Annotated in this window: 18 protein-coding genes; 7 read left to right on the plus strand and 11 right to left on the minus strand. The window is 62.1% G+C overall.

Annotated features, from left to right (window positions below; genetic code table 11):
- The first annotated feature begins 88 nt into the window (after window positions 1-88).
- Entirely contained in the window at window positions 89-1000 is a 912-nt protein-coding gene (locus ACSSVQ_RS05025) for a LysR family transcriptional regulator (protein ID WP_454181158.1), read from the plus strand.
- 92 nt (window positions 1001-1092) lie between these two features.
- Window positions 1093-2328, plus strand: a complete 1236-nt coding sequence (locus tag ACSSVQ_RS05030) for an acyl-CoA dehydrogenase (RefSeq protein ID WP_454181160.1) — start codon at window positions 1093-1095, stop codon at window positions 2326-2328.
- A gap of 70 nt (window positions 2329-2398) precedes the next feature.
- Here the strand turns inward: ACSSVQ_RS05030 and ACSSVQ_RS05035 are convergent, their stop codons facing one another.
- The 5 genes from ACSSVQ_RS05035 to ACSSVQ_RS05055 all read right to left on the minus strand — a co-directional run bounded on the left by ACSSVQ_RS05035 (window position 2399) and on the right by ACSSVQ_RS05055 (window position 8280).
- On the minus strand, window positions 2399-3034 hold the full coding sequence (locus ACSSVQ_RS05035) for a DUF882 domain-containing protein (protein WP_454181162.1): 636 nt from the start codon (window positions 3032-3034) through the stop codon (window positions 2399-2401).
- Window positions 3035-3137: 103 nt separating this feature from the next.
- Window positions 3138-4589, minus strand: coding sequence for a L,D-transpeptidase family protein (locus ACSSVQ_RS05040; RefSeq protein WP_454181164.1), 1452 nt, complete (start codon window positions 4587-4589; stop codon window positions 3138-3140).
- Window positions 4590-4774: 185 nt separating this feature from the next.
- The gene (locus tag ACSSVQ_RS05045) at window positions 4775-5452 is read right to left on the minus strand and encodes a class I SAM-dependent methyltransferase (RefSeq protein WP_454181166.1); all 678 of its coding nucleotides are present in this window, start codon (window positions 5450-5452) and stop codon (window positions 4775-4777) included.
- 3 nt (window positions 5453-5455) lie between these two features.
- Window positions 5456-6697 carry a DUF3419 family protein gene (locus ACSSVQ_RS05050; protein ID WP_454181168.1) on the minus strand — a complete coding sequence of 414 codons (1242 nt, stop codon included), beginning with the start codon at window positions 6695-6697 and terminating at the stop codon, window positions 5456-5458.
- 221 nt (window positions 6698-6918) lie between these two features.
- Window positions 6919-8280: a DUF1329 domain-containing protein gene (locus tag ACSSVQ_RS05055; RefSeq protein ID WP_454181169.1), complete on the minus strand. Its 1362-nt coding sequence runs from the start codon at window positions 8278-8280 to the stop codon at window positions 6919-6921.
- A gap of 755 nt (window positions 8281-9035) precedes the next feature.
- Between ACSSVQ_RS05055 and ACSSVQ_RS05060 the strand changes: the two genes are divergently transcribed.
- The gene (locus ACSSVQ_RS05060; RefSeq protein ID WP_454181171.1) at window positions 9036-10757 is read left to right on the plus strand and encodes an ABC transporter ATP-binding protein; all 1722 of its coding nucleotides are present in this window, start codon (window positions 9036-9038) and stop codon (window positions 10755-10757) included.
- Window positions 10754-12649 carry an ABC transporter ATP-binding protein gene (locus ACSSVQ_RS05065; protein WP_454181173.1) on the plus strand — a complete coding sequence of 632 codons (1896 nt, stop codon included), beginning with the start codon at window positions 10754-10756 and terminating at the stop codon, window positions 12647-12649. Before ACSSVQ_RS05060 ends, ACSSVQ_RS05065 begins: the two co-directional genes overlap by 4 nt.
- A gap of 9 nt (window positions 12650-12658) precedes the next feature.
- Here ACSSVQ_RS05065 and ACSSVQ_RS05070 read toward each other — a convergent pair whose 3' ends face one another.
- Both ACSSVQ_RS05070 and ACSSVQ_RS05075 read right to left on the minus strand, forming a co-directional pair.
- A complete protein-coding gene (locus ACSSVQ_RS05070; protein WP_454181175.1) occupies window positions 12659-13474 on the minus strand; it encodes a hypothetical protein in 816 nt (271 codons plus the stop codon).
- A 166-nt stretch (window positions 13475-13640) separates the two neighbouring features.
- Window positions 13641-14153 (minus strand): MarR family winged helix-turn-helix transcriptional regulator, encoded by a 513-nt coding sequence (locus tag ACSSVQ_RS05075; RefSeq protein WP_293326319.1) that lies wholly within the window; start codon window positions 14151-14153, stop codon window positions 13641-13643.
- A gap of 224 nt (window positions 14154-14377) precedes the next feature.
- On the opposite strand from ACSSVQ_RS05075, the gene ACSSVQ_RS05080 reads away from it, so the two are divergent.
- From ACSSVQ_RS05080 to ACSSVQ_RS05090, 3 genes are all read left to right on the plus strand, one after another.
- On the plus strand, window positions 14378-15496 hold the full coding sequence (locus ACSSVQ_RS05080; RefSeq protein ID WP_454181177.1) for an efflux RND transporter periplasmic adaptor subunit: 1119 nt from the start codon (window positions 14378-14380) through the stop codon (window positions 15494-15496).
- On the plus strand, window positions 15493-18642 hold the full coding sequence (locus tag ACSSVQ_RS05085) for an efflux RND transporter permease subunit (RefSeq protein ID WP_454181179.1): 3150 nt from the start codon (window positions 15493-15495) through the stop codon (window positions 18640-18642). The genes ACSSVQ_RS05080 and ACSSVQ_RS05085 overlap by 4 nt, the downstream gene beginning before the upstream one ends.
- A gap of 154 nt (window positions 18643-18796) precedes the next feature.
- Entirely contained in the window at window positions 18797-19255 is a 459-nt protein-coding gene (locus tag ACSSVQ_RS05090) for a hypothetical protein (protein ID WP_454181181.1), read from the plus strand.
- Window positions 19256-19259: 4 nt separating this feature from the next.
- Here the strand turns inward: ACSSVQ_RS05090 and ACSSVQ_RS05095 are convergent, their stop codons facing one another.
- The 4 genes from ACSSVQ_RS05095 to ACSSVQ_RS05110 are packed head-to-tail and all read right to left on the minus strand — an operon-like array spanning window position 19260 to window position 23133.
- On the minus strand, window positions 19260-20042 hold the full coding sequence (locus ACSSVQ_RS05095; RefSeq protein WP_454181183.1) for a heme ABC transporter ATP-binding protein: 783 nt from the start codon (window positions 20040-20042) through the stop codon (window positions 19260-19262).
- Entirely contained in the window at window positions 20042-21133 is a 1092-nt protein-coding gene (locus ACSSVQ_RS05100) for a FecCD family ABC transporter permease (protein ID WP_454181185.1), read from the minus strand. The genes ACSSVQ_RS05095 and ACSSVQ_RS05100 overlap by 1 nt, the downstream gene beginning before the upstream one ends.
- Before the next feature lie 3 nt (window positions 21134-21136).
- Window positions 21137-22060: a heme/hemin ABC transporter substrate-binding protein gene (locus ACSSVQ_RS05105; RefSeq protein WP_454181187.1), complete on the minus strand. Its 924-nt coding sequence runs from the start codon at window positions 22058-22060 to the stop codon at window positions 21137-21139.
- Window positions 22057-23133, minus strand: coding sequence for a hemin-degrading factor (locus ACSSVQ_RS05110; protein WP_454181189.1), 1077 nt, complete (start codon window positions 23131-23133; stop codon window positions 22057-22059). The genes ACSSVQ_RS05105 and ACSSVQ_RS05110 overlap by 4 nt, the downstream gene beginning before the upstream one ends.
- Between the last annotated feature and the right edge of the window lie 17 nt (window positions 23134-23150).

Consider the following 23150-nt stretch of genomic DNA (forward strand, 5'->3'; position numbering starts at 1 on the left):
ATCACCTCCGTTGTTGATGAGGCGAAGGTGTCCTATTCATGTTTGAATATGAATTGCCTTTATCTCTCTATCTGATATTCATATTCGTATGAATAAACTGGACCCAGGCTGGGAATATTACCGCTCCTTCCTTGCGGTGATGCGCGAGGGAAGCCTATCGGGCGCCGCGCGCCTGCTGGGCCTCACCCAGCCAACGGTCGGACGCCATGTCGACGCGCTGGAGGATGCGCTGGGCGTCAGTCTCTTCATGCGCTCGCAAAACGGGCTGTCCCCGACCGATAGCGCGCTCTCCCTCATGCCCCATGCCGAGGCCATGGCGAGCGCGGCGGAGGCGCTCCAGCGCGCGGCCAGCGGCACGGCAGACGAGGATCGCGGCACGGTCCGCCTCACCGCGAGTGAAATCATCGGCACCGAGGTGCTGCCTCCCATGCTCACCTCGTTCCGGGCAAAGCACCCGCTGATCGAGATCGAAATGATGATCTCCAACCGGAACAGCGATCTTCTCAGGCGTGAGGCCGATATCGCGATCCGCATGGCGCAACCGACGCAAAGCGCGCTGGTGGCAAAGAAAGTCGGCACGGTGCATCTCGGCCTCCATGCCCATCCCGCCTATATCGAAAAATACGGCCTCCCCTCCAGCCTGGAGGAGCTGCGCAAACACCCGGTGATCGGCTACGACCGGAACGCTTCCATCCGGCGGCTCAACCTGTCGGGCATCGAGCTTACGCGGGATTTCTTCTCCTATCGCTGCGACAGCGATGTCGCCCAATACGCCATGCTGAAGGCGGGATATGGCATCGGTGTCTGCCAATATCCCCTCGGGGCACGGGATGGGCTCGTCTCTTTCATGCCCGATGCATTCGACTTCCCGCTCGATATCTGGATCGTCATGCATGAGGATCTTCGCGGAAACCGCCGGATGAGGCTGATATTCGACCATCTGGCCGAGACATTGGCGGCCTACGCCAAGGCCGCCGGACGCCCTGCCCGCAAGGTCTGACGCAGCGTCTTCCGCCCCCCTCTCGCCCTGAGCGCATCCGGCTGCTATATCACTGCCAAATCTCTCGTATCTCAGCTTGAGGACCCATTTTCATGTCGCAAGCCGCCAAGAGCGCATCGGCTACCGCCGGAAACCCCAATCCCCCGCTTGCCCCGTTCAACTGGGAAGACCCGCTGCTGCTGGACGAGCAGCTCACCGAGGAAGAGCGGATGGTGCGCGACAGCGCGCGCGCCTATGCGGACGAAAAGCTGATGACCCGCGTGAAGGAAGCCAATCGCAACGAGATCTTCCATCGCGAGATCATGAACGAGATGGGCGCCCAGGGCATGCTGGGCTGCACCTTGCCGGAAGACTATGGCTGCGCCGGGCTTTCCTATGTCTGCTACGGGCTCGTCGCCCGCGAGGTGGAACGCGTCGACAGCGGCTATCGTTCGGCGATGAGCGTTCAGTCCTCGCTCGTCATGCACCCGATCAACGCCTATGGCACCGAGGAGCAGAAGCAGAAATTCCTGCCGAAGCTCGCGAGCGGCGAGTTCGTCGGCTGTTTCGGCCTCACCGAGCCCGACCATGGCTCGGACCCCGGCTCCATGAAGACGCGGGCAAAAAAGGTGGATGGCGGCTACATCCTCAATGGCGCGAAGATGTGGATCACCAACTCCCCCATCGCCGACATTGCCGTGGTGTGGGCCAAGCTTGAGGAAGACGGCAAGGACAACATCCGCGGCTTCATCGTCGAGCGCGGCATGAAGGGCTTCGAGACGCCGAAGATCGAGGGCAAGTTCTCGCTTCGCGCGTCCATCACCGGCGAGATTTCATTGTCGGATGTGTTCGTCCCCGACGAAAACCTTCTGCCGCATGTGCGCGGGCTTGCCGGCCCCTTCGGTTGTCTCAACCGGGCGCGCTACGGCATTGCCTGGGGCGCGATGGGCGCTGCGGAATTCTGCTGGCATGCGGCGCGGCAGTACACGCTCGACCGGACCCAGTTCGGCCGGCCGCTGGCTGCAAACCAGCTCGTCCAGAAAAAGCTCGCCGACATGCAGACCGAAATCACGCTCGGCCTGCAGGGCTGCCTGCAACTCGGCCGTCTCTTCGACGAGAACAAGGCCGCCCCGGCAGCCATCTCGCTCATGAAGCGGAACAATTGCGGCAAGGCGCTCGACATCGCCCGCGTCGCGCGCGACATGCATGGCGGCAACGGCGTCTCCGACGAGTATCATGTGATCCGTCACGTGATGAATCTCGAAGCGGTGAACACCTATGAGGGTACGCATGACGTCCATGCGCTGATCCTCGGCCGCGAACAGACGGGCATCCAGGCGTTCAGCTGATCCAGCCGCGGTATCCAGTTGGAAAAGGCCGGCATCGCTGCCGGCCTTTTTCGTGCATCGAATGCCGAAATCAGACGTGGCGCGCGGCGCCCCAACGGCGTACCGGGCCGACATCGATATGCACGAAATCGGAGCGCGGGTAATAGCCGACGCCACCGACGCGCAAATCCATCGCCGCATCGTAGACCTTGCCGACATTGCGGTTCGGTACGCGGATATCCACCGCCATGCCTTTCATGTGGTAGGAGCGCTTGGCCACACCCTTGCTCTTGGCGCGCAGTGACGCATTCGTCTGCGGCGAGCGGTACCCCGAGATAATGTTGAGCTCTTCGCTGGTGTCGAGCTTCAACTGCATCGCATACATCAAATCCAGGAGATCCGGCGCCATCCGGTAGGCTTCATCGGCACGATGGTCCCGCAGGATGTGATCGATCTCCGTCATCGCCTCTGGCTCATATTTACCTTCGGCCCAATAGGTGATTTTGGCGTGTTCGCCGGTATGCGTATTGAAGAGACGGAGCGTGCGCGCATCGCCGGCCCCCGCGAGAAGATCGGCTTCGGGTGCGGATTTCGGCGATGAGGTTACCAGACCGGACGGGCGCGCCATCGGCAGGCGCAAGGCAGCGCTTGCCGGCTCCACCGCCGCCATGGTCGATAACGCAGCTAGGCCGCCGATAAGTCCCCGGCGGGAAATCTGTACTGACACTTCTGACCTCTCGACTGATTGCCCCCAGTCGCAATCAATCTAACCTGTCCTGCGGCTTTGCCAATATGATTTGGATCATACCAAAAGACCGGACACGAAAGGCCTACATGCCGCAAGCCTCCACGGGCTGAGCCGGCTTGTCCGACCCGCCGGCGCCCCGAAGCGCGGCTTTCAACCGATCGTCCCGTCCGTAGACGTCATTACGGAAATTCATTGTCCCGTCCTCGCCGACGAAAGCCGTCCAGTAGACGACCGCGACAGGCAGTTGTTCCGCGACAGGCACGCGTACCGTCTCTTCCTCGTCAATCAGCCGGTCAATCTCCTCGCGCGCATCGCCACCCCCAAGAAGTATATTCGCAAGTTCCCGCGGTTTCTGGAGGCGTATGCAGCCATGGCTGAGCCAGCGATAGTCGCGTTCAAAGAGCGAGCGCGCATTGGTATCGTGCATATAGACGGCGTAGGGGCTCGGGAAATCGATCTTCAACCTCCCCAGCGAGTTGTGCTCGCCGGGTGACTGGACAATGCGGCCATCCACCCATTCCATATGCTTGCGGTCCATATAGGTGTCGTCTTTTGCGATCTTCGGCAGAAGCTCGTTCTTCGTGATGGAGGACGGCACATTCCAGGGCGGATTGGCGATGACGGCCTGAGCCCGGCTGACAATGATCGGCGTCTGGGTCTTCTTTGCACCGACGATGGCGCGCATGGAAAGTTCCGTCCGTCCGTCCCGGATCAGCTTCAACCGCGCCGCCGCCGTATTCACTTCGATACGGGTGGGTGGCAATGCATGGGCAAGCACGCGCCAGCGTTCCAGATTGAGGGCAATCTGCTCGACGCGCCGGGCGGGCGGCGTATTGAGCTGCGCCAGCGTGTTGCGTCCCACCACGCCATCGACCTCCAGCCCGTGCCGCGCCTGATAGTGACGCACCGCAGCTTCCATTTCCGGCGTGTAGAGCGTTCCGGCAGGCAACCGGTTTGCGTCTCCGGCCTTGATAAGCCGGGCGGCCAGTTGCGGGACGGCGGGAGATCGGTCGCCCGGATGCAGCGCCCTCGAACCTTCGAGCGACAGGGGGCGAAACGCCTCTTCCATCTTTGTCCGATAGGCTTCATAGGCGAAGCGCAGCCGGTTATAGGCCGGGTCCCGCGGCGGTAATTCTTCGAGCCAGGCCGCAAAATCGCGCGCATGGAGCCCAGCCGCGAGCGCCCCTGCCGCATCCATTTTCAAGGGCGGTACCGACACTTCCTCTGCGAGCGCGCTGGGCGGCACGCGACCCGCCGTCATCACCCGGACATAGCGCAGCGCGGCATCCGTCATGAGCAATTCCGACATGTCGCTGCCGCGCGTGAGCTGTTTCAGGGTTTCCAGATGGAATAATGACGGCGACAGGCCGTGGCTCCACACCCGTCCGAGCATATCGAGTAAGGTATCGCGCCGGTGCGCCGTCCAGACGCAGCCTTTATTTTCCAGCGCATAGAAATCCCGCACCCGCAGGAAATCGATCTCGATCCCTTCCGGCAGGCGGGCGGCAGCTTGCTCGACCCGCTGCGGCGTCATCGCGCAGGGGCTTTCCGCCGCGCGAAGGTCTGCCGCCCCCGCTAGACAAATAACGAAAATTGACGCGAAAATAGCGCTTTGCCGGACCATCAGCCTGCTTCCAAGTTTGCCGTTCACCGACACTTAGCACAGGCGGGCCGGGTTTTACTGACGCAATCCGTCGCGCCACGCATCATGGGGATCGCTCAGTCGCGGGCGAAGTCCAGAACGGCATACCACGCATAGCCACGGTGCAACCGCTCGAAGCGCAGCCTGGCGCCGTGCCATGCGGCGATGTCATTCAGATGCATCTCCAGCTCGGCACGAGGACTCACATGAAAGGCGGCGAGCCAGCGATGCAGCCCCGCCCGGAAGACACGCGGCAGACGCTCCTGCTGGCCGAAATCGACGATGTGAAGCCGGCCGCCCGGTGCCACCAGCGTCGCCGCATGGGCGATTGCGTCTTCCCAGACCGGGATCATGGAGATGGTATAGGACATGAACACGCGGTCGAATTGCGGCACACCGAAAGCGCCGGCGGGATCGAAATCGGCCGCATCGCCCTGCGCAAATGTCAGGTCGCCGCCCAGCCCGGCCCGGCGGGCAGAGAGGCGGGCCTGCTCCAGCATCTCGTTCGAAATATCGAAGCCGTAGTAATCCGCCTGCGGATGCGCTTCGCGAGCCAGAATGAGATTGCGGCCCGTCCCGCACCCTACTTCGAGCACGGAACCGCCCCGGGGCGGCGCGAGGTCCTCGATCAGCCGGTCGCGCCCGAGAAGGTAATAGCGCCGGGTGACGTCGTAGAAATGCCGTTGACGGCGATAGACGCTGTCCATCAAGGCGTCATGCGGCACGCCTCCATCATGAAGCGACAGGCCGGTCATGGTTCAGCTCTCCAGCTCGTAGAGATGGAACCCGCCATAGATCGAAGACCGATCCTGCTTGGTGAAGCGGGCCGACTCCGCCTCGCGGTAGTGCCAGCGAGACAGAATATTGTCGGCGACCCGGCCCGGCAGCAGCGTCGGCTCGGCGGCGGTGCGGAAGATCACCCGTGCGCCGGGCTTGGCGGTGCGCGTAATCTGCTCCCAAAGGTCGTTGAGCTGCTCGTCCGTCATCCAGTCCTGCGCGTCCAGCAGGACATATCGGTCGGCGCTGGCATCGGGTTCGGCACGCAGGAACTCGGTGAAGGATTTGTTCAGAACGTCCACACGTTCGGCCCGCGCCTGCAGGGCGGAGAAATTTTCCCGCTTGAGGTATGGCGGCAGAGAGCCCGCGCTATCGGGGCCATAGTGCCGCGCGAAAGCCTGCCAGGCGAAATAATTGTCCGCGATGGGGAAATCGCAGGTGAGCGTTTCGAGGCGCTCGCGAAGGACCTCGCGCATTTCACGGCCACCCGACAACGCCTCATATTGCGAGGGCGGAATACCGAGACCGTAAAGCGAGGCCGGCTTGGAGGTGATCCAGGCCACGAGCTTGCGATCGAAAAGCGGCGCGAGCTTCTCGTCGAAATAGCGCCGCTGCTCTTCCATGGATTTCAGGTCGAGAATCTCGGCAAGTTTCACGCCGTAGACTTTCGCAGCGAGATGGGCCACGCCGATAAAGGAGCCCAGAAGCCCGTGCCGGTAGAAACCGCGCGCGAAAAGAGAGATGCGACGGCGGCCCGAAATCGAGCGCTTTTCCCAATAGCGCCTTGTCTCGGGGTCGAGATTGTCGCGCAGGAAGGTCTCGTAGAATCCGATATTCTCGCTGCTATCGGCATCGCCGAAGAAACGGCGGAAATGTTCATAGCTCGGCAGACGAAGAGCCGCTTCGCGTTTCAGCTTGTTAAGCGCGATATGGGCCGGATTGAGATCGAGCGCGGTGATGCGTCCGGGGTCTGCCGCGAGATAGGACATCACATTGCAGCCGCCCGATGCGATCGCCACGACATGCTGTCCCGGCTCGATCGCCATCGCCTCCATATCCACTTCCGGGTCTTCCCATATCTGGGGATAGACGAGCCCGGTAAAGAGAAGCGTGAAGAGCCGCTCTGTCAAACCTTCGCGCGACACGGGCTTGTGGCGATGCACGGCATGGCCCAGCCGTTCCTTGGGATTGCGGTATTCGACGACGACAGCAGGATCTGACACGGCAGCCGGTTCCTTTCGGACTGATGGAATCAGGTGAGTGCACCTGTCCTGCTAGTACCGGCAAACGATGAAAGTGATGTGACGCTTCAAAGACGGAGCCTGGACCGCCCCAGAAACAATGAGCCCCGGCACGATCATACATACGTGCCGGGGCCTTTTGTCCGGTGCCGGTGGAGGTCCCGCCGGGGCGGGCGGCCCGGATTGCGATTTTGCGAAACCGCCTAGCGGGAGCCCATCCGACGGATGGAGCTGGGCGTGTAGTCGTTCGCCTTCAGTTCATCGGCGAAGAAATTGACCATCGGCTCCTCATTATTGAGAGCCGAGGCCAGGTAGCGGCTCCCTTTGAGGTCGTAGTCCATCTGGCCGGCATAGCCGCAAAGAGGAACGTTGTAGGCGGTCGTCCCCTGCAGTTCCTCGACACGCCAGAGGTCGCCGCGCCCGTCATACATTTCCGCCGATGCAATCTGCCAGGAATCCTCGTCGATATGGAAGACGCGACGATGATAGACATGGCGCGTGTCGGACTTCAGATCCGCCTCGATCTCCCAGAGACGACGCTTTTCGTAGCGCAGAAGATCCTGATTGAGATGGCGCGCCTTGATGAGGTCCTTATATTTGGCGAGCGCCATATCGTAGTTATTCTCCGCGGCAAAACGCTCGTTCTTGCCGAGAACGGTCCAGGTGTAGCGCTCCAGCGATCCGTTGAACCCGTCGAAACTGTCCGCGGTGGAAAGTCCGTCCGTATTCACGCCCGGATTGTCGAAGGCGATATTGGGCGCGCGGCGTACGCGGCGCGTCCCGGGGCTGTACTGCCATGCCTGGCGCGGCTTCTTGGCGGAGTTGATCGCTTCGTGAACCAGCACGATGTTGCCGGCGGCACGGGCCGGCGCAAGCGTGCGGGCGATGTAGTAGATGGAGGTGTTGTCCAGTTCCTCCGCGTTCCGCTTCGACGGATCGGACCACCAGAGAATGGCCTGGTCCTGAACGATGATCGGCGTATAGCCGCCGCCGCTCGTCACCGGCATGGCTGCGAACTGACGGATCAGCTTGAAAGAACGATAGCGCAGCGTGTGGTTCCAGATGATCTCATATGCATTGTTCGGTATGGGGAACGGGAAGCCCATGATGCCCTTGGCGACGCCGTTTCCGTTACCCACCAGCTGAGCGACCTTGGCGTTGCGCTTTGTCGCGGCATAGACATTGTCCGGCACTGCGCAGGTACGGCGGGTCTTATAGACATTCAGCTTGTAGTCATCGTAAAGCCTCAGCATCTCCGCCTGGCCTGGCGTCAGATACTTCTTGTACTGATCCTTGTTCTGACCGGTGACGGTGTAGAGCACCTTGTCGTCCGGGAACGGGTTCTTCAGATGCTCGCCATCCTTGTAAGCCACATTGGACGGAATGGTCTGAAGACCGCCGGTCCAGGCCGGTATGTCGCCGCCATTACCCGCCTTTTCCGCGCCGACCGGTGTCAGATCATTGCCAAGCCGATCAACCTGCGCTTGCGGAACATCGGCATGAGCCACGGCAACGCCCAGCGACAACGCGATAACCGACGCAACTGCGCCGTTGAGATACTTCATTCCGGGACCTCCCCATACTGTTATCGACCCTTCGCCCGCCACGCGCAGGCGCCAACCGGCATGCGTCATGTCATGTGGCCGCCTCCTGCAGCCGCATCCCCCATCGCCATAACGCGTTCCAGTTCAGGATCCCTGCACGGGACCTTAGGCAGTGAGGCCAAGAGGTGAAGATGAAATGCCCGTTCGATTACAAAGCTCTTTCACGTCAACTCAACCTCATCGCAATTTTCATGTATTCGGATTACATAGCTCGACATTCGATAACTCAGAATGCCTACTCCGTAGTCGGGCTACGCAATAACTGCGCTCGATCGCACGCGACGAACCTCATTTGGTTCCCCTACTGAATATTTTCCACAGCGCGACGACCGCGGGCCGCGCATTCCCCTCTCGCCCCCTCCCCGGCCCGGGATCGCTCGTTTTTCGACGGCCCCGGCCGAATCTCACCTCTATCTTCCGAATCACACAAAGCCCCCCTAGAGTGAGCCCGACGCTGCGGGAAGGGAGGAGGAGGCATCTTCCGGCAGGCGGACCGTTTCCTGTCTTCCGGGCTTGTGCCGGGGGCGGGGTTTCCGTGCCTTCCCAGCCGAACCCGGTCCGTATTCATGGCCTTATCCGCGACATCCAGCCCCGATCCAGAGACCGAGCCGACCCCGGCTGCGGCCCCGGCATCATCCGATGACACGCAAGGAGCTCATCCGCTCCGGCGGCTCATCCCCTTCGTGCAGCGCCACAAATGGCGCTTCTGGGGGGGCATGTCGCTCATCAATCTGGGACGGCTTCTGGAAGCCTTCATGCCGCTCTTCCTGAAAGAGGGCATCGACCGGATCGCGGCAGGCAGCTACGCCCTCGCCCTGCCCGCGCTCGCCATATTGGGACTGATGGTGCTTCGCTATATCGCGTTCAGCTTCGGGCGGCGTTTCGTCCGGGAGGTTGGGGTCGAAGTCGCCTATGAGCTGCGCCAGCGCCTTTACTGGCATCTTGAGCTTCAGGGGCCGCGTTTCTTCTCGCGTTTCACCACGGGCGATCTGATGGCGCGGGCGATCAACGACATCACCCTCATTCGGCAGATGGTGGGGCTCGGCACCCGGCTTCTTTTCGTCCTGGGGTTCTCCGGAATCATCGCCTTTGCCTTCATGTTCCATCAATCGGCCATGCTGACGCTGCTGATGGTGCCGGCGCTTCCCGTCTTCGGCGTGGCGGGCTGGCTCATTGCAAAGCGCATCTTCGGCCAGTCCATGCTGGTTCAACAGGGCTTTTCCATCCTGTCGGCTCAAGTGCAGGAAAACCTGAACGGCATCCGCACCATCCAGACCCACGCCCAGGAAGACCGCGAGATCGACCGCTTCGAGAAGACGTCGGATACCTATGCACGGGACTATTACCGGCTGATGTTCCTGAATTCGGCGCTCACCTCGACCATGCTGGTCGCCACCGGCTTCACCACGCTCGCGGTGGTCGGCTATGGCGGCCATCTGGTCATGTCGGGCGGTATCAGTATCGGTACCTTCACTGCCTTCATCTTCTATCTCGCCATGATGCTGGCGCCGATCAAGGAAGGCGGCATCATGGTCACGCTGTTTCAGCGTGGCGGGTCGGCCGCAGCGCGCATTTTCGAGATTCTCGACCATCGCCCGGAGATCCGCGACGAACCCGATGCCGCGCCGCTCGACCGGATCGGTGGAACGCTCACTGTCAACGGGCTTTCCTACCGGCATCCATCGTCCACGGGCGACGCGCCGGATGGCTGGCCGGCGCTCAACGATGTTTCCCTCAATATCGAAGCGGGCGAGATGATCGCGATACTGGGCCGCGTGGGCTCGGGCAAATCCACCCTGCTGCGCTGTCTCGTCCGCCTGCTCGACCCGCCACCGGGCACGGTCTATCTCGACGGGCGCGACATCCGCATGCTGCCGCTGACGCAACTACGCAGCCAGATCGCGCTGGTGCCGCAGGATCCGTTCCTCTTCGCCGCGCATCTGCAGCAGAATATTTCCTACGACAATCCCTCGCGAGAAGCCGAGGCGGTATGGGGCGCGGCGGAAGCGGCCGATCTCGAAACCACGATCAAGCGCTTTCCCGAGCGACTCGAAACCATGGTCGGCGAGCGCGGCGTCACCTTGTCGGGCGGACAGAAGCAGCGCGCAAGCCTGGCCCGCGGCCTGATCCGAGAAACGCCGGTGCTGCTGCTCGACGATTGCTTCTCGTCGGTAGATACCGAGACGGAAGAGTTCATCCTCTCCCGCCTTAAGACACTCAGAAAAGGCCGCACCACGATGATGGTATCGCACCGCGTTTCCACCGCGCGCCATGCGGACCGCATCGTTGTGCTGGAGGATGGCCGCGTCGCGGAGACCGGCACGCATAGCGAGCTTCTTGCCCGCAACGGTCTATATGCCGCGCTCGAACGTGCGCAAGGACAGCGCGCCTCGCTTGAAGACGACCTTGGCCGGCAGGAAGGGGAGGAACCGTCATGAGTACGGTCGACCGGATGACGCCGGAACAGGAAAAGCCCAAGCGCGACTATTCCGTCTTCGAAGACGATATCGAAACGACCGGCGTCGACTTTGCCTTGCTGAAACGGCTTTTCAGCTGGATGAAGCCCTATCGGACGCAAGGCTTCATTGCCATCGGTCTGGTGCTGCTGTCTGCCAGCGCCGCGGTCCTGGCCCCCGTCGTCATCAGCCGCGTTGTGGTGGACGGCATCCTGCTGCCCGAATCCGGCACGACCGCCCCCGATTTCGGCCAGAAGGCGCTGAACGGTTTCCTCGCGTCGTCGCTCTCGCTTCATCCGCTCATTACCGCCTGCATGCTCTTTGCCGTGTGGACAGTCTTGTGGGCCGTGTTCAGCCATGGCTTCCGCATCATGCTGGCGCGCACCGTGCTCCATGCGCTGCGCGATCTCCGGCGCGATCTCTTCGCACATCTGGAGCGACTGCCCTCGAGCTTCTATGACCGTGTCGCCGTGGGCCGGGTGATGACCCGACTGACCAACGACATCGAAACGCTTTTCGAATTGCTGGCAGGCTTCGGCGTGCTCCTGGGCGAATTCGTGCCCTTCTTCGTCGCCGTCTCGGTCATGCTTGCGCTCGATCCGGTACTGACCGGCGAATTGATGGTGCTGCTGCCGATTGCCGCCGTCGCCACCTATGTCTTCCGGGTCGCGTCACGGCGTGTCTATCGGGCGATCCGGTCCTCGCTTTCGCGCCTTAACGAGAACATGCAGGAAAACCTTTCCGGCATCGAAGTCGTAAAGCTCTATGGACGCGAGCGGCTCAACTACGATCACTACACCTCCATCAATCGCGACAATCGGGGACAGGAAAACCGGGCAATCCTGATCGAGAGCTTTTACGGCCCGACCATGGACAGCATGGCCTTTCTCGCCATGTCGATGATCATCTGGTTCGGAGGCCATCATGTGCTGGGCGGAACGGCCACGCTGGGCAGCGTCGTCCTCTTTGCGCAATTTGCCGACATGATGTTTCGGCCCATCGTCGCCATGGGTGAACAATGGAACGTACTTTTCCGGGCGATGGCGAGTTCGGAGCGCATCTTCCAGGCGCTGGACTGGGACGAGGCGCTGGCTGAACCGTCGAAGCCCCGGCATCTTCCCGAAAAGCTCGAGGGCCGCGTCACCTTCGATCATCTCACTTTCGGCTACTCGCCCGACAACACGATCCTCAAGGATGTCAGCTTCGCCATCGAGCCGGGCGAGAAGGTTGCGATCGTCGGCCCCACGGGCTCGGGCAAGACGAGCCTTATCCGGCTGCTCTGCCGCTTCTACGATGTGACGCCAGGATCGATCCTGATCGACGGGGTCGACATCATGCAGGTCCTGCCTGCCGAGATCCGAACGCGGATCGGCGTCGTTTTGCAGGACTTCCATATCTTTTCGGGCAGCGTTTACGAGAATATCGCACTCGGACATCCAGCCATCACGCGCGAAGCGGCGGAACGCGCCGCCCGGATGGTGCACGCCGATCCCTTCATCCGCGCCCTGCCGCAGGGATACGACACAGTGCTGACGGAGCGCGGGCGCAATCTCAGCCATGGCCAGCGCCAGCTTCTGGCGTTCGCGCGCGTGCTGGCGATGAACCCGGAAATCCTGATCCTCGACGAGGCGACGGCGAGCATCGACACGGAAACGGAGATCGTCATTCAGGATGCGTTGCGCGAACTGACGCGCGGGCGCACCTCCATCATCATCGCGCATCGCCTGCAGACGATCCGGGAGGCCGACAAGATCGTGGTGCTCACCCATGGCGAAGTGCGCGAGATCGGCAGCCATGAGGAACTCATGGCGCTGGGCGGTCTCTACAAGACGCTTTACGAACTTCAGGTGCAGGATGTCAGCGGCGAGGCCTAGGACCGGCGCTCAGAAGGCACCCTTTTCGATGCGCATGACATCCGGGCGCTGCGGATCGAGTACGTAGGACAGCCTCAGAATATAGGCTTTCTTCATCCCGCCCTTGCCGTCGCCGATCGTTGCCGGTTCGTCGGTTTCATCTTCCGCGGCCTTCGCCGCCGAAACGGGATCGCCCTGCTTCGCATCGCTTGCAGCCGCGCGGTCCTTGGTATCAACCTCGCGATAGACGATCTGCACCAGACGGTTCTTCGTGTCGGTTGCACGGAAGACGAGGATGCCGCCATTGCGCAAGCGGCGGTCAGCCACTTGTCGTTTCGGGTCGAAGCCGAGTTTCGAGAAATAGGATTTCAGCATCACTGCCGTTTTGGCGACCTGCATGCCTTTCGCCTGGGCTGAAACCGGCGTTCCCCAGATGATATTCACCTGGGTCAGACCCTTGGACTTGTAGCCGATGATGTAACCGATCCGGGCGGCGCCGGTGTCCGGCAAGAGGTCTTCGGTACGGATCACGAGCGCGCGCGTGCCGGTGGCAAGATTGTCCCGTACAAGGATTTTGTCCTTGCCGATCCCGAAATCCTTCTTGATCGCCGCACGGATCGCCTTCTCGTCGTCGCCGAATTCGGCGGAACGGAACCCATAGACGCTTGCTGTTGTCGCGGGCTGCGCCTGCTGCCCTGCCCCGCTCGCTGCCGTCATCGCGAGGGCACTGCTGCGGTCGGAAACTTTCTGTGCGTCGGCGGAGTTGTATCCGACGAATGCGGCGGCGCCGATCACCATGACCGCCATCAGCCCGGCGAGACCGATGAACTGCGGCTTTACGCGCATCGCCTTTTTCCGTGGCCGGGCCGTTCTGGATTCCGTGTCTTGCACCATTCAGGCCGCTCCCGTCGCCGTGTTTCTCATCGCGACAGGTCTATCACGCAGGCGCAGGCCCGCTCATGCCGAATGTGCCGTTGTGGGGCGGGAGAATGATCCGGAACCGATGGATTTTTCACCCATCCGAAGCTTCAATGTTGGAGAGCATGGACTTCAATGCGTCGTCGAGCTTCCTGATCTGCTTTTCATTCGCACCGGATTGCTTCCACAGCTTGCCCTGACTTTCCAGAATCGCGTGGATCACATCTTCGCTTAGCGCCTTGCCCTTTTCAGTGAGGCGGATGTTCTTGCCTCGCTTGTCCTCCGCATCCGGCATAAGCTCGATCAGTCCCTTCTCCGAAAGGGATTTCAGGGCCCGCGTCATACCGCCCGAGGTGATCAGAAGATGACGGGACAGGACAGAAGGCCGAACCGGCTCGTCCGTGGACATCTTGCGCAATGTGGCCAGCGCATCGACCTCGACGCCGGAAAGGCCGAATTTACGGATCTGGACATTGGCAACCTGCCGCATAAGGCCCTGCAGCCTCAAAAGCCGGATCACCAGCCTGTGCGCGGGCGTGTCGACCTCCGGCCAATTCGACGCCTGCTCGCTCAGCAGCGTTTCCGTATCTTCCCTATTTTCCTTCACGCCCCTCTTGCACTCCCTCTAATTTCAACTAAATTTCACTTGCAAGAAAGCTTTCTTGCAAGCATTTTAAAGTTGAATTGGCGGCTGGCAATAGCTCCTTTTGCCGGCCCTTCGCCGCCCCCCAAAGTTCTGCGGCCTTCCTGCCTGCCCGGCGCGCCTGTCTGCCGCCCTGCATAAAGGCATATCTCGGCCCCCAAAAGGCACCCTGGACCAAGGAAAACTATATGCGTCACCTCCCCATCGCTGCACTTATTCTCTGCGCCGCTGGGCTTTCCGTAGCGTCACCGGCGTCTGCCCAGCAGATGCCGGGCGGTGGTGCTCCGGCAGTCGAGGTTGTCTCGGTCCAGCAGCACGCCGTGCGGAACCGACAGGAATTCAACGGCCGAATCGAAGCGACCGAGAAAGTCGAAATCCGCGCCCGCGTCGAGGGGTATCTCGGCCCGCTTCAATATGAAGAAGGCAGCCGGGTCAAGCAGGGCGATCTGCTTTTCGTGATCGAGAAGGATCGCTACCAGGCCGACCTGAAGGAAGCCGAAGCCAATCTGGCCAGCGCGAAGGCGGAAGCACGGCTTGCAACGACGAGCTATGAGCGTGCGCGGAAGCTCGTCGCCCGCAAGGCGGTGGCTCAATCGCAGCTCGACGATGCGACGGCAAATCTGCAAAAGGCGAAAGCCGCCGTGCAGGCGCAGGAGGCCTCCGTCTCGCTGGCCCAGCTCAATCTCGACTATACGGACATCAAGGCCCCGATAGACGGCCGCATCGGCAAGGCCTCCTTTTCCAAGGGCGCATATGTAAGCCCCTCTTCCGGATCGCTTGCGCTTCTCGTCGCGCAGGATCCCATCGACGTCACCTGGCCCGTGCCGTCGCGCCAATATACGGAGCTGGTGAAAGGCGGCGCGAAGAAAGAGAGCGTCAGGGTGAAGCTCCTTCTGCCGGATGGAACGGAATACGGGCCCGATGGCACCATTCTCTATGCCGAACCCAGCGCAAATGAATCCACCAATACCATCACGGTGCGCGCTTCCTTCCCCAATCCCGACCTGCTCCTCGTCGACCAGCAGCTCGTGACGGTCATCATCGAGAACCGCAAGGGCGAACCGCGTATCACCGTGCCTCAGGCGTCGCTCCAGATCGATCAGCAGGGCGCCTATGTGATGGTAGTCGACAAGGACAGCAAGGCGGAGATCCGCCGGATCGAGACAGGCGAACAAATCGGCAAGGACATCGTCGTCACCAAGGGCCTTGCGGAGGGCGACCGCGTCATCACGGTCGGCCAGCAAAATGTGCAGCCCGGCATGACCGTTTCCGCCCATGAATCCAAAGGGGCGGAGGGACAGCAGTGATCTACGACCTCTTCATCAAGCGTCCCCGGCTTGCCATGGTGATTTCCATCGTGGTGACGCTGGCAGGCATCCTGTCGCTGCAGGTATTGCCGGTTTCGCAATATCCCGACATCGCCCCGCCCACCGTCTCGGTCAGCGCGAGCTACCCCGGCGCCGATGCGCAGGTAGTGGAAGAAAGCATCGCCCAGCCGGTGGAAGATGCGATCAACGGCGTCGACAACATGATCTACATGAAGTCGGCATCCAACGCGGACGGTTCCTACTCGCTTACCGTCTCCTTCGCCGTCGGGACAGACCCCGATCTGGCGACGATGAACACGCAGACACGGGCGGCGCAGGCGGAAGCAAATCTTCCCGAAGATGTGAAGCGGACGGGCGTGACGGTCAGAAAGCAGTCCGGCGACATTCTGCAGCTCTACGGTTTCTATACGACCGGCGACAAGTTCGACCGATTGTTCCTGTCCAACTATCTGACGCTGAACGTGCTGAACGAATTGAAGCGCGTCGATGGTGTGGGTAATGCGCAGATATTCGGCGCCGCCGATTATTCGATGCGCATATGGATCGACAATCCGCAATTGCTCGCCAATCTGGGGCTCACCAATCAGGACCTCATCCGGGCGATCCGGAACCAGAATGTGCAGGCGCCTGCGGGTACGCTGGGCGCCGCGCCGCTTTCCGACGATCAGTCGCTTCAGTTGACGGTTCGCACCAAGGGGCGCCTCAAGACAGCTGAGGAATTCGGCAATATCGTCGTCCGGGCCGAGCCCGACGGCTCGTTCGTCCGGCTCAAGGATGTGGCGCGCGTCGAGCTCAGTTCCAAATCCTTCGGCGAAAACGCGACGCTTGACGGCAGGCCGTCGGCGGCGTTGGCCATCAATCTGGCGTCCGGCGCCAATGCGGTGACGACGGCCGAAGCCGTGCAGGCACGAGTTGAGGAACTTGCGAAGCGTTTCCCCAAGGGCCTCCACTACACGAAGATGATCGACGGCGCCGACTTCGTGAACGAGATGATCGCCAAGGTTGCCGATACGCTTCTGGAAGCCTTCGCGCTTGTCGCCATTGTCGTCTTCGTATTTCTGGGCCGGTTCCGCCCGACCATCATCCCGCTGCTCGCGGTGCCGGTCGCGATTATCGGCGCCTTTACGGTTCTTCTCGCTTTCGGCTATTCGGCCAATACGATCTCGCTGCTCGCCCTGGTGCTCGCCATCGGTATCGTTGTCGACGATGCCATCATCGTGGTGGAGAATGTCGAGCGCGTGATGGAGGAAGAGCCGGACCTCACGCCCGCGCAGGCCGCGCATAAGGCGATGAGCGAAATCGCCGGCTCCATCATCGCCATCACGCTCGTGCTGCTGGCGGTGTTCATCCCCGTGGCCGTCCTCCCCGGCTCGTCTGGCGTGCTCTTCCGACAGTTCGCCGTGGCAATTTCCGCCGCCATGGTGATCTCGGGCATCAACGCGCTAACGCTCACCCCCGCGCTCTGCGCCATGTTCCTGCGGCCCGGCGAACCGGCGAGCTTCATGCGTCCAGTCTCTGCCTTCATTCACAAGGCCGCCGGGAAATATGCCGCTTTCATCGGCCGTTTCGTGCATGTGGCAACCGTCTCTCTCGGCGCCGTGGTGGTGATCGCGATCCTCGCCTTCCTGGCCATTCGCTATACGCCGGCCGGTTTCGTACCCGATGAGGACAAGGGCTACGTCGTTGCCATTTATCAGCTTCCGGCAGGCGCATCGCTCAACCGCACCATTGCCATCGGCGACAAGGCCGTGGACATCATCCGCAAGGACCCGGCAGTCGACAATGTAGTCCGCGTAGCGGGGATCGACATTCTGGGCGGCGGCTCCGCTCCCAATGCCGGCGTGATGTTCGTCAAGCTGAAGGACTATGCGCAACGCCGCTCGCCCGACCTGTATGCGCCGGCGGTTCTTGGTCGCCTGACGCCTCAGCTCATGGCCATTCCCGGCGCGAACTTCATTCCGCTGAACCCGCCCGCGATCAACGGCATGGGCCGGGCCGGCGGCTTCGAATACATTCTGGAAGCGCTGCAAGGCCAGTCGCCGACGGACATGGCTGCCGTCACGCGCGCCCTCATGGTCGCAGGAAATCAGCAGCCCAAAATCGGCTCGCTCTTTTCTACATTCGATGCGTCGACGCCGCAGGTGCGTCTGGACATCGATCGAGACAAGGCGCAAACGCTCGGCATCACCATCAGCGATGTCTTTACCGAATTGCAATCGCAGCTGGGCGGCTACTACGTCAACGACTTCAACCTGTTCGGCCGCACCTGGACGGTCTATCTGCAGGCGGCGAAGGAATATCGATCGCGTATCGACGACATCAACGCCATTCAGGTACGTAACGACAAAGGCAAGATGGTGCCGATCTCGAGCTTCGCCACGACGCATCTCGATATCGGCCCGCGCCAGATCACGCGATACAATAACTATCGCGCCGTCTCCCTGAACGGCACAGCAGCGCCGGGATACGGTCTCGGCGAGGCCATGAATGCGATGGAGAAGATCAGCCCCGAGACGCTGCCTTCCGGCTATGCCTATGAGTGGACGGGCCTTGCCAAACAGCAGCAGGAAGCGGCCGGCCAGACGGGCCTGGTGCTCGGCCTTGCCTTCGTCTTTGCCTATCTCTTCCTCGTCGCTCTCTATGAAAGCTGGGTGATCCCCGCCGCTGTGCTGTCGTCGGTGGTCGTCGCGGTGCTCGGCGCCCTATTCGGCATCTGGATCGCAGGGCTCAGTTTCGACCTCTATGCCCAGATCGGCATCGTGGTGCTGGTGGCGCTGGCGGCAAAGAACGCCATCCTCGTCAACACCTTCGCGCTGGAGCAACGCTCGTCCGGCGCCGATCTCGACCATGCGGCGACGCATGGCGCAGAGATGCGGTTCCGCCCGGTGATGATGACGAGCTTTGCCTTCATCATGGGACTTGTGCCGCTCGCTACGGCGTCCGGCCCCGGCGCGGGCGCCATGGTCGCGGTCGGTGTGCCGGTTCTCTTCGGCATGCTGTTCGCGTCGAGCTTCGGGATGCTTCTTATCCCGCTTCTCTTCCACACCTTCCAGCAATGGCGCGAGAAATTCGGCGGCTGGAAGCCGGGCATGGAAACGGTTCCGGGTGCCGAACCCGACGTCTGAATTGCTCCGCTCCCTCGCGGAGCATGAGCGGGCGGATCCCCCCTCTCCCCCTTTTGCGGGATCCGCCCGTTCTACCCCCTCCACGCCCCTTCCCTTTGCATTCCTTCCGACGCGCCATGCTGCTAACCTCGATGACAAGAGGAAGGATCGGCGCATGAAAAGAATGACAGGCTATGCCGCGGCGCTACTGATCGCAGGACTTGCGATACTCGCCTCTGTCGCGGACGCGGAAACGCCCGGCGTTCCCGTCACGTTGAACGGCTACAGCGCCATTGACGGCGACGACCTCACCATTACCGGCGAGACATCGGCCCCGGACGGGGCATGGCTGATCTTCGCGACCTATTCGGTCGAGAAACCGCGTATCCGCAAGAGAAGCTATATGCTCGTGAAGAACGGCCGGTTTTCCGCGCAGGTGAACATCCATGGCTGGCCGACCGGTGAGATCGAAACCGACATCCATTTTCAGACCATGCTGCCCGAACGCGAGCAACCGGCCATCGTGTTCCAAAAATATGGCGCCAAAGGAGAACGGATGACGGGCAAGACCGTGGTGCAGGAAGGCGAGGCCTATCGCGCCGCCGTCATCGAATTACGCGCCTACAATCCCTGACCGCTCAGGCCACGAAGATTTGCGGGCAGCCCCGCGCGGGATGCTCGAGCACGCGCAGATCGATTCCGTAAAGTGCGCTGAGCCGTTCTTCGGTCAGCACCTCGCGCGGCGTTCCCTCCGCAACGATACGCCCCCTGTCGAGAATGGCGACGCGATCGGCATGGAAGGCGGCGAGATTCGGCTCGTGCAGAATGGCAAAGACCGACGCGCCGTCCCCGTTCAACGCTCTGGCGCGGGCAAGGATATGGTATTGATGGGTGAGGTCGAGATTGTTTGTCGGCTCATCGAGCAGCAGGTAGCGGGTCCGCTCGTTGGCGCGTGAGGGCCATATCTGTGCCAGCACGCGCGCCAGTTGTACGCGCTGGCGTTCGCCGCCCGACAGTGTCGTATATTGCCGTTCGCACAGATGTGCGACGCCTGCCGCATCGAGCGCGGCCTGCGCGATACGGACATCTTCCTCTTCTTCGGTTCTGCCGATATGGGGGCTTCGTCCCATCAGCACGACATCCATGACATCGAACCCGAAGCTCAGCTCCGATTGCTGCGGCAGCACGGCACGGCGGCGGGCCAGCGCAGCCGCGTCATGCGCGGCAAGCGGCACATTGTCGAGATAAACCTCCCCCGCGTCGGGCGACAGCGTACCTGCAAGCGCCGAAATCAGCGTCGTCTTGCCTGCGCCATTCGGCCCGATCACGGCCAGAAATTCGCCCGGGCGCATTTCGAGCGACACATCGTCCAGAATGGTCTTGCCGCCCCGTATCACCGTCAGGTCGCGCGCTTCCAGCATTACAAACCTCCCCGGCCCTGCTGACGCACAAGGAGCCAGATGAAGAAAGGTCCGCCGACGGCGCTGGTGATGACACCGATAGGCAGCTCCGCCGGCAGCACGATGAGCCGCGCGGCCAGATCGGCGACAAGCAGAAGCGATGCGCCGCCCATGGCCGCCAGCGGCAAAAGCTGACGATGGTCGGGGCCCAGAGCGAGCCGGATCATATGCGGCACCACCAGCCCCACAAACGCGATGATACCGGTAAACGCAACCGTGCCGCCCGTGGCAAGCGCGGCGCAGACCAGGACCAGCCGTTTGGCGCGCTCCACATCGAAGCCCAGGTGTCTTGCCTCCGCTTCGCCCAGCAGCAAGGCATTGAGCCCCCTTGCAAGCGCGATGAAAGCAAACGCCGGCAGGAGGACACATGGCGCGGCGAACAAAACCGCTTCCCATGTCGCGGAGGCAAGACTTCCCAGCATCCAGAAATTGAGGTCGCGCAGCTGCTCGTCGCTGGCGACAAAGACGGAAAGCCCGATGGCCGCACCCGCCATCGCATTGATGGCGATGCCTGCGAGCAACATCGTCACCACGTTGATCCGTCCACCGATGGCCCCGATCCGGTAAACGAGCAGGACCGTTACCGCCGCGCCTGAGAAGGCGGCCAGCGGCACGAGCCAGGCCATAAGAAAATGCGGCAATACCGCGCCCAGCGCCGACGCGAACAGGATGACGCCGATCACGCCGATCGCCGCCCCGCTGGAAACGCCGATGAGACCGGGATCGGCCAGCGGATTGCGGAAGAGCCCCTGAAGCGCGGCCCCCGACACCGCCAATGCAGACCCGCTCAATACGGCAAGGCAGGCGCGCGGCAGGCGGATGGAGAGGAACACATTGGCCTCTACAGGCGTTACATCGACAATCCCCGGCAGCCCCACGGCATGCAGCAGGATCGAGACGATCTTGAGCGGCCCGAGTGCCATGGCGCCCTGTCCCGCAGCGGCGAGAAAAGCCACAACCAGCAACAAGGCGCTGACGACGAGCGCGAGGCGCTGACGACGCCTGCGTCCTTCCAGCCAGTCACCGATATGCGCGGTCGCGGCGAGGGCCATGGCTCAGTGCTCCATCGAAGATGCCGGTTGCGGAATGTCCCGGTCCGGGTGAAGCAGCGCGGCAAGCATTGCCGCCGCTTCGGGCGTACGCGGGCCGAACCCCAGCAGCAAAAGGGAATCCATCGTCAGCACATGCCCGTTCCGCACGGCCGGCGTATCGGCAAAGCCCGTCAGTTTGGCCAGTGCCTTCGCACCGCCCATTGCCTCCGCCACATGGCTCGGCAGGACGATGAAATCGGGCGCGGCGCCGACTATGGCTTCCGGCGACACAGGCTTGTATCCGCCATACTGCGTCATAACATTCTCGCCGCCCGCCATCTTCACGATGGCGTCGCCCGCCGTATCACGCCCGGCCGCCAAGGGAGCGCCCCGGCCTGCGGAAAGCAGAAGCATCACGCGCGGGCGCTCGATGCCAGCCAGCGCAGCATCGAGTTCGTCGAAGCCCGCCTGAATTTTCGCGATCAGTTCCGCACCCTGTTCCTTGCGGCCCAGCGCCTCCGAAATCACGCGCACTTTTTCGACCACGCCCGCGGCCGAATGCGATTCAGGCACATGCACCACCCTCACGCCGGTCGCGCTGATCTGTTCAAGCGCCGTGTCGGGCCCCGCGCCTTCCGCCGCCAGGATGAGATCCGGCCCGAGCGCGATCACCGGCTCGGCGGAAAGCTGCCTGTAGTAGCCGACGCTGGGCAGATCCGCACCCGCGGGCAGCGGTTTGCTTGTCAGGTCCACGGCAATCAGCCGGTCCGCCGCGCCCAGCGCCGCGACGGTCTCAGTCACCGCACCGCCGAGCGATACGATCCGTTGAGGCTCTTCTCCCCGGGCCGATTGCGCAGCCCAGAGACTTGCCAGCATCGCGAGAAGAAGCGCCGGGACGAACCGCTTCATTTCAAAGCGCAGTTCGCCCCGATTGCCCACCGCCCTCATGAGACCCTCGCAGCATTGCCGCAGAGCGAAAGGGCGAGTTTGCGCCACTCTTCGAGTTCCGGCTGGCCGGGTTTGCGTTCGCCGAACATCCAGGCGATCTGACTGCCGTCGGCATCGAAGATTTCGAGCGCCGTTACGGGGCCATCCTCGGTGGGCTTGGTTACGACCCAGCTTTCCGCAATCGCATCCATCCTCAGATGCAGGTTGAAACGCGGGTCGAGGACGTTGAACCAGGGACCCATCTCCTTCAGGCTTTCCACCGGGCCGGTATGGATCTGGATCACGCCGGGATTGGGCACGAAGACCATGATCGGCAGCTTCGCCGCCGCGGCCTTTTCCAGTCCCGTCTTGAAGGCATCGAGCGAGGTGCGTTCTGTCCATGTGCCTTCCGCCAGCCTCAGCGCCTGAAGTCGACCGCTCTTCACCGCCTTCAGCATGGGGAAGAAGTCATGCGTGTCCTTCAGCGCGCCCCAGCGTTCCAGCAATCCGTCACGGTCGATTTCCTCATCGGGAAGATCCGCCGCTTTCGGTTCGGCCGGACGCAACGCCAGATCGGGCGACTGCTCTTCCGCGCTGTATTTCTCGATCAGCCCGTTGAAGGCGTCCATATCGGTTGCCTCCACCGCATAGACCTTGTGCGTGGCGGTTCCATCCGTGTCGAAAATCTGGATCGAGTGACGGAGCCCCGAGCGGACCTCTTCGCTCACGGCAAAAGCGACATGCCAATGCGCGAAGAATATCCGCAGGTCGATATCGGGGCCGAGCACCACGCCTCCCTTCTCCGACAGGTGAATGCCTTCAAAGGTGCCCTTGCGCTCATGCACGCAATGTTCGTTGCGGGTGAGGCACATCACATCGCCGACGCCAGCAAGATCTTCCACCAGCTGTTTCGGACGAAGGTCGAGGCGGGTCACGCCATCTCCCAGTCGGGCGGCCAAAAGCTCCGCCTCCGACACACCCAGTTCCCGGGCCGCATCGCGCGCCCGCATGTTCGGCGATGTGTCCTTCAGCGCCGCGAGCCGCCGGGCAATCTCCGCCGGGCTCGTCGCGCCTTCTTCACCTGCAACGCTCATAGACATCGCTTTTCTCC

The organism is Parvibaculum sp. MBR-TMA-1.3b-4.2, assembly GCF_053628815.1.

Excerpts from the sequence above, each read along its gene's own strand:
- ACSSVQ_RS05025 (WP_454181158.1), top strand. The coding sequence starts at position 89 with ATGAATAAACTGGACCCAGGCTGGGAATATTACCGCTCCTTCCTTGCG.
- ACSSVQ_RS05030 (WP_454181160.1), top strand. The coding sequence starts at position 1,093 with ATGTCGCAAGCCGCCAAGAGCGCATCGGCTACCGCCGGAAACCCCAAT.
- ACSSVQ_RS05040 (WP_454181164.1), bottom strand. The coding sequence starts at position 4,589 with ATGACGCCGCAGCGGGTCGAGCAAGCTGCCGCCCGCCTGCCGGAAGGG.
- ACSSVQ_RS05045 (WP_454181166.1), bottom strand. The coding sequence starts at position 5,452 with ATGACCGGCCTGTCGCTTCATGATGGAGGCGTGCCGCATGACGCCTTG.
- ACSSVQ_RS05055 (WP_454181169.1), bottom strand. The coding sequence starts at position 8,280 with ATGAAGTATCTCAACGGCGCAGTTGCGTCGGTTATCGCGTTGTCGCTG.
- ACSSVQ_RS05060 (WP_454181171.1), top strand. The coding sequence starts at position 9,036 with ATGTCGCTCATCAATCTGGGACGGCTTCTGGAAGCCTTCATGCCGCTC.
- ACSSVQ_RS05065 (WP_454181173.1), top strand. The coding sequence starts at position 10,754 with ATGAGTACGGTCGACCGGATGACGCCGGAACAGGAAAAGCCCAAGCGC.
- ACSSVQ_RS05070 (WP_454181175.1), bottom strand. The coding sequence starts at position 13,474 with ATGCGCGTAAAGCCGCAGTTCATCGGTCTCGCCGGGCTGATGGCGGTC.
- ACSSVQ_RS05080 (WP_454181177.1), top strand. The coding sequence starts at position 14,378 with ATGCGTCACCTCCCCATCGCTGCACTTATTCTCTGCGCCGCTGGGCTT.
- ACSSVQ_RS05090 (WP_454181181.1), top strand. The coding sequence starts at position 18,797 with ATGAAAAGAATGACAGGCTATGCCGCGGCGCTACTGATCGCAGGACTT.
- ACSSVQ_RS05095 (WP_454181183.1), bottom strand. The coding sequence starts at position 20,042 with ATGCTGGAAGCGCGCGACCTGACGGTGATACGGGGCGGCAAGACCATT.
- ACSSVQ_RS05100 (WP_454181185.1), bottom strand. The coding sequence starts at position 21,133 with ATGGCCCTCGCCGCGACCGCGCATATCGGTGACTGGCTGGAAGGACGC.
- ACSSVQ_RS05105 (WP_454181187.1), bottom strand. The coding sequence starts at position 22,060 with ATGAGGGCGGTGGGCAATCGGGGCGAACTGCGCTTTGAAATGAAGCGG.
- ACSSVQ_RS05110 (WP_454181189.1), bottom strand. The coding sequence starts at position 23,133 with ATGAGCGTTGCAGGTGAAGAAGGCGCGACGAGCCCGGCGGAGATTGCC.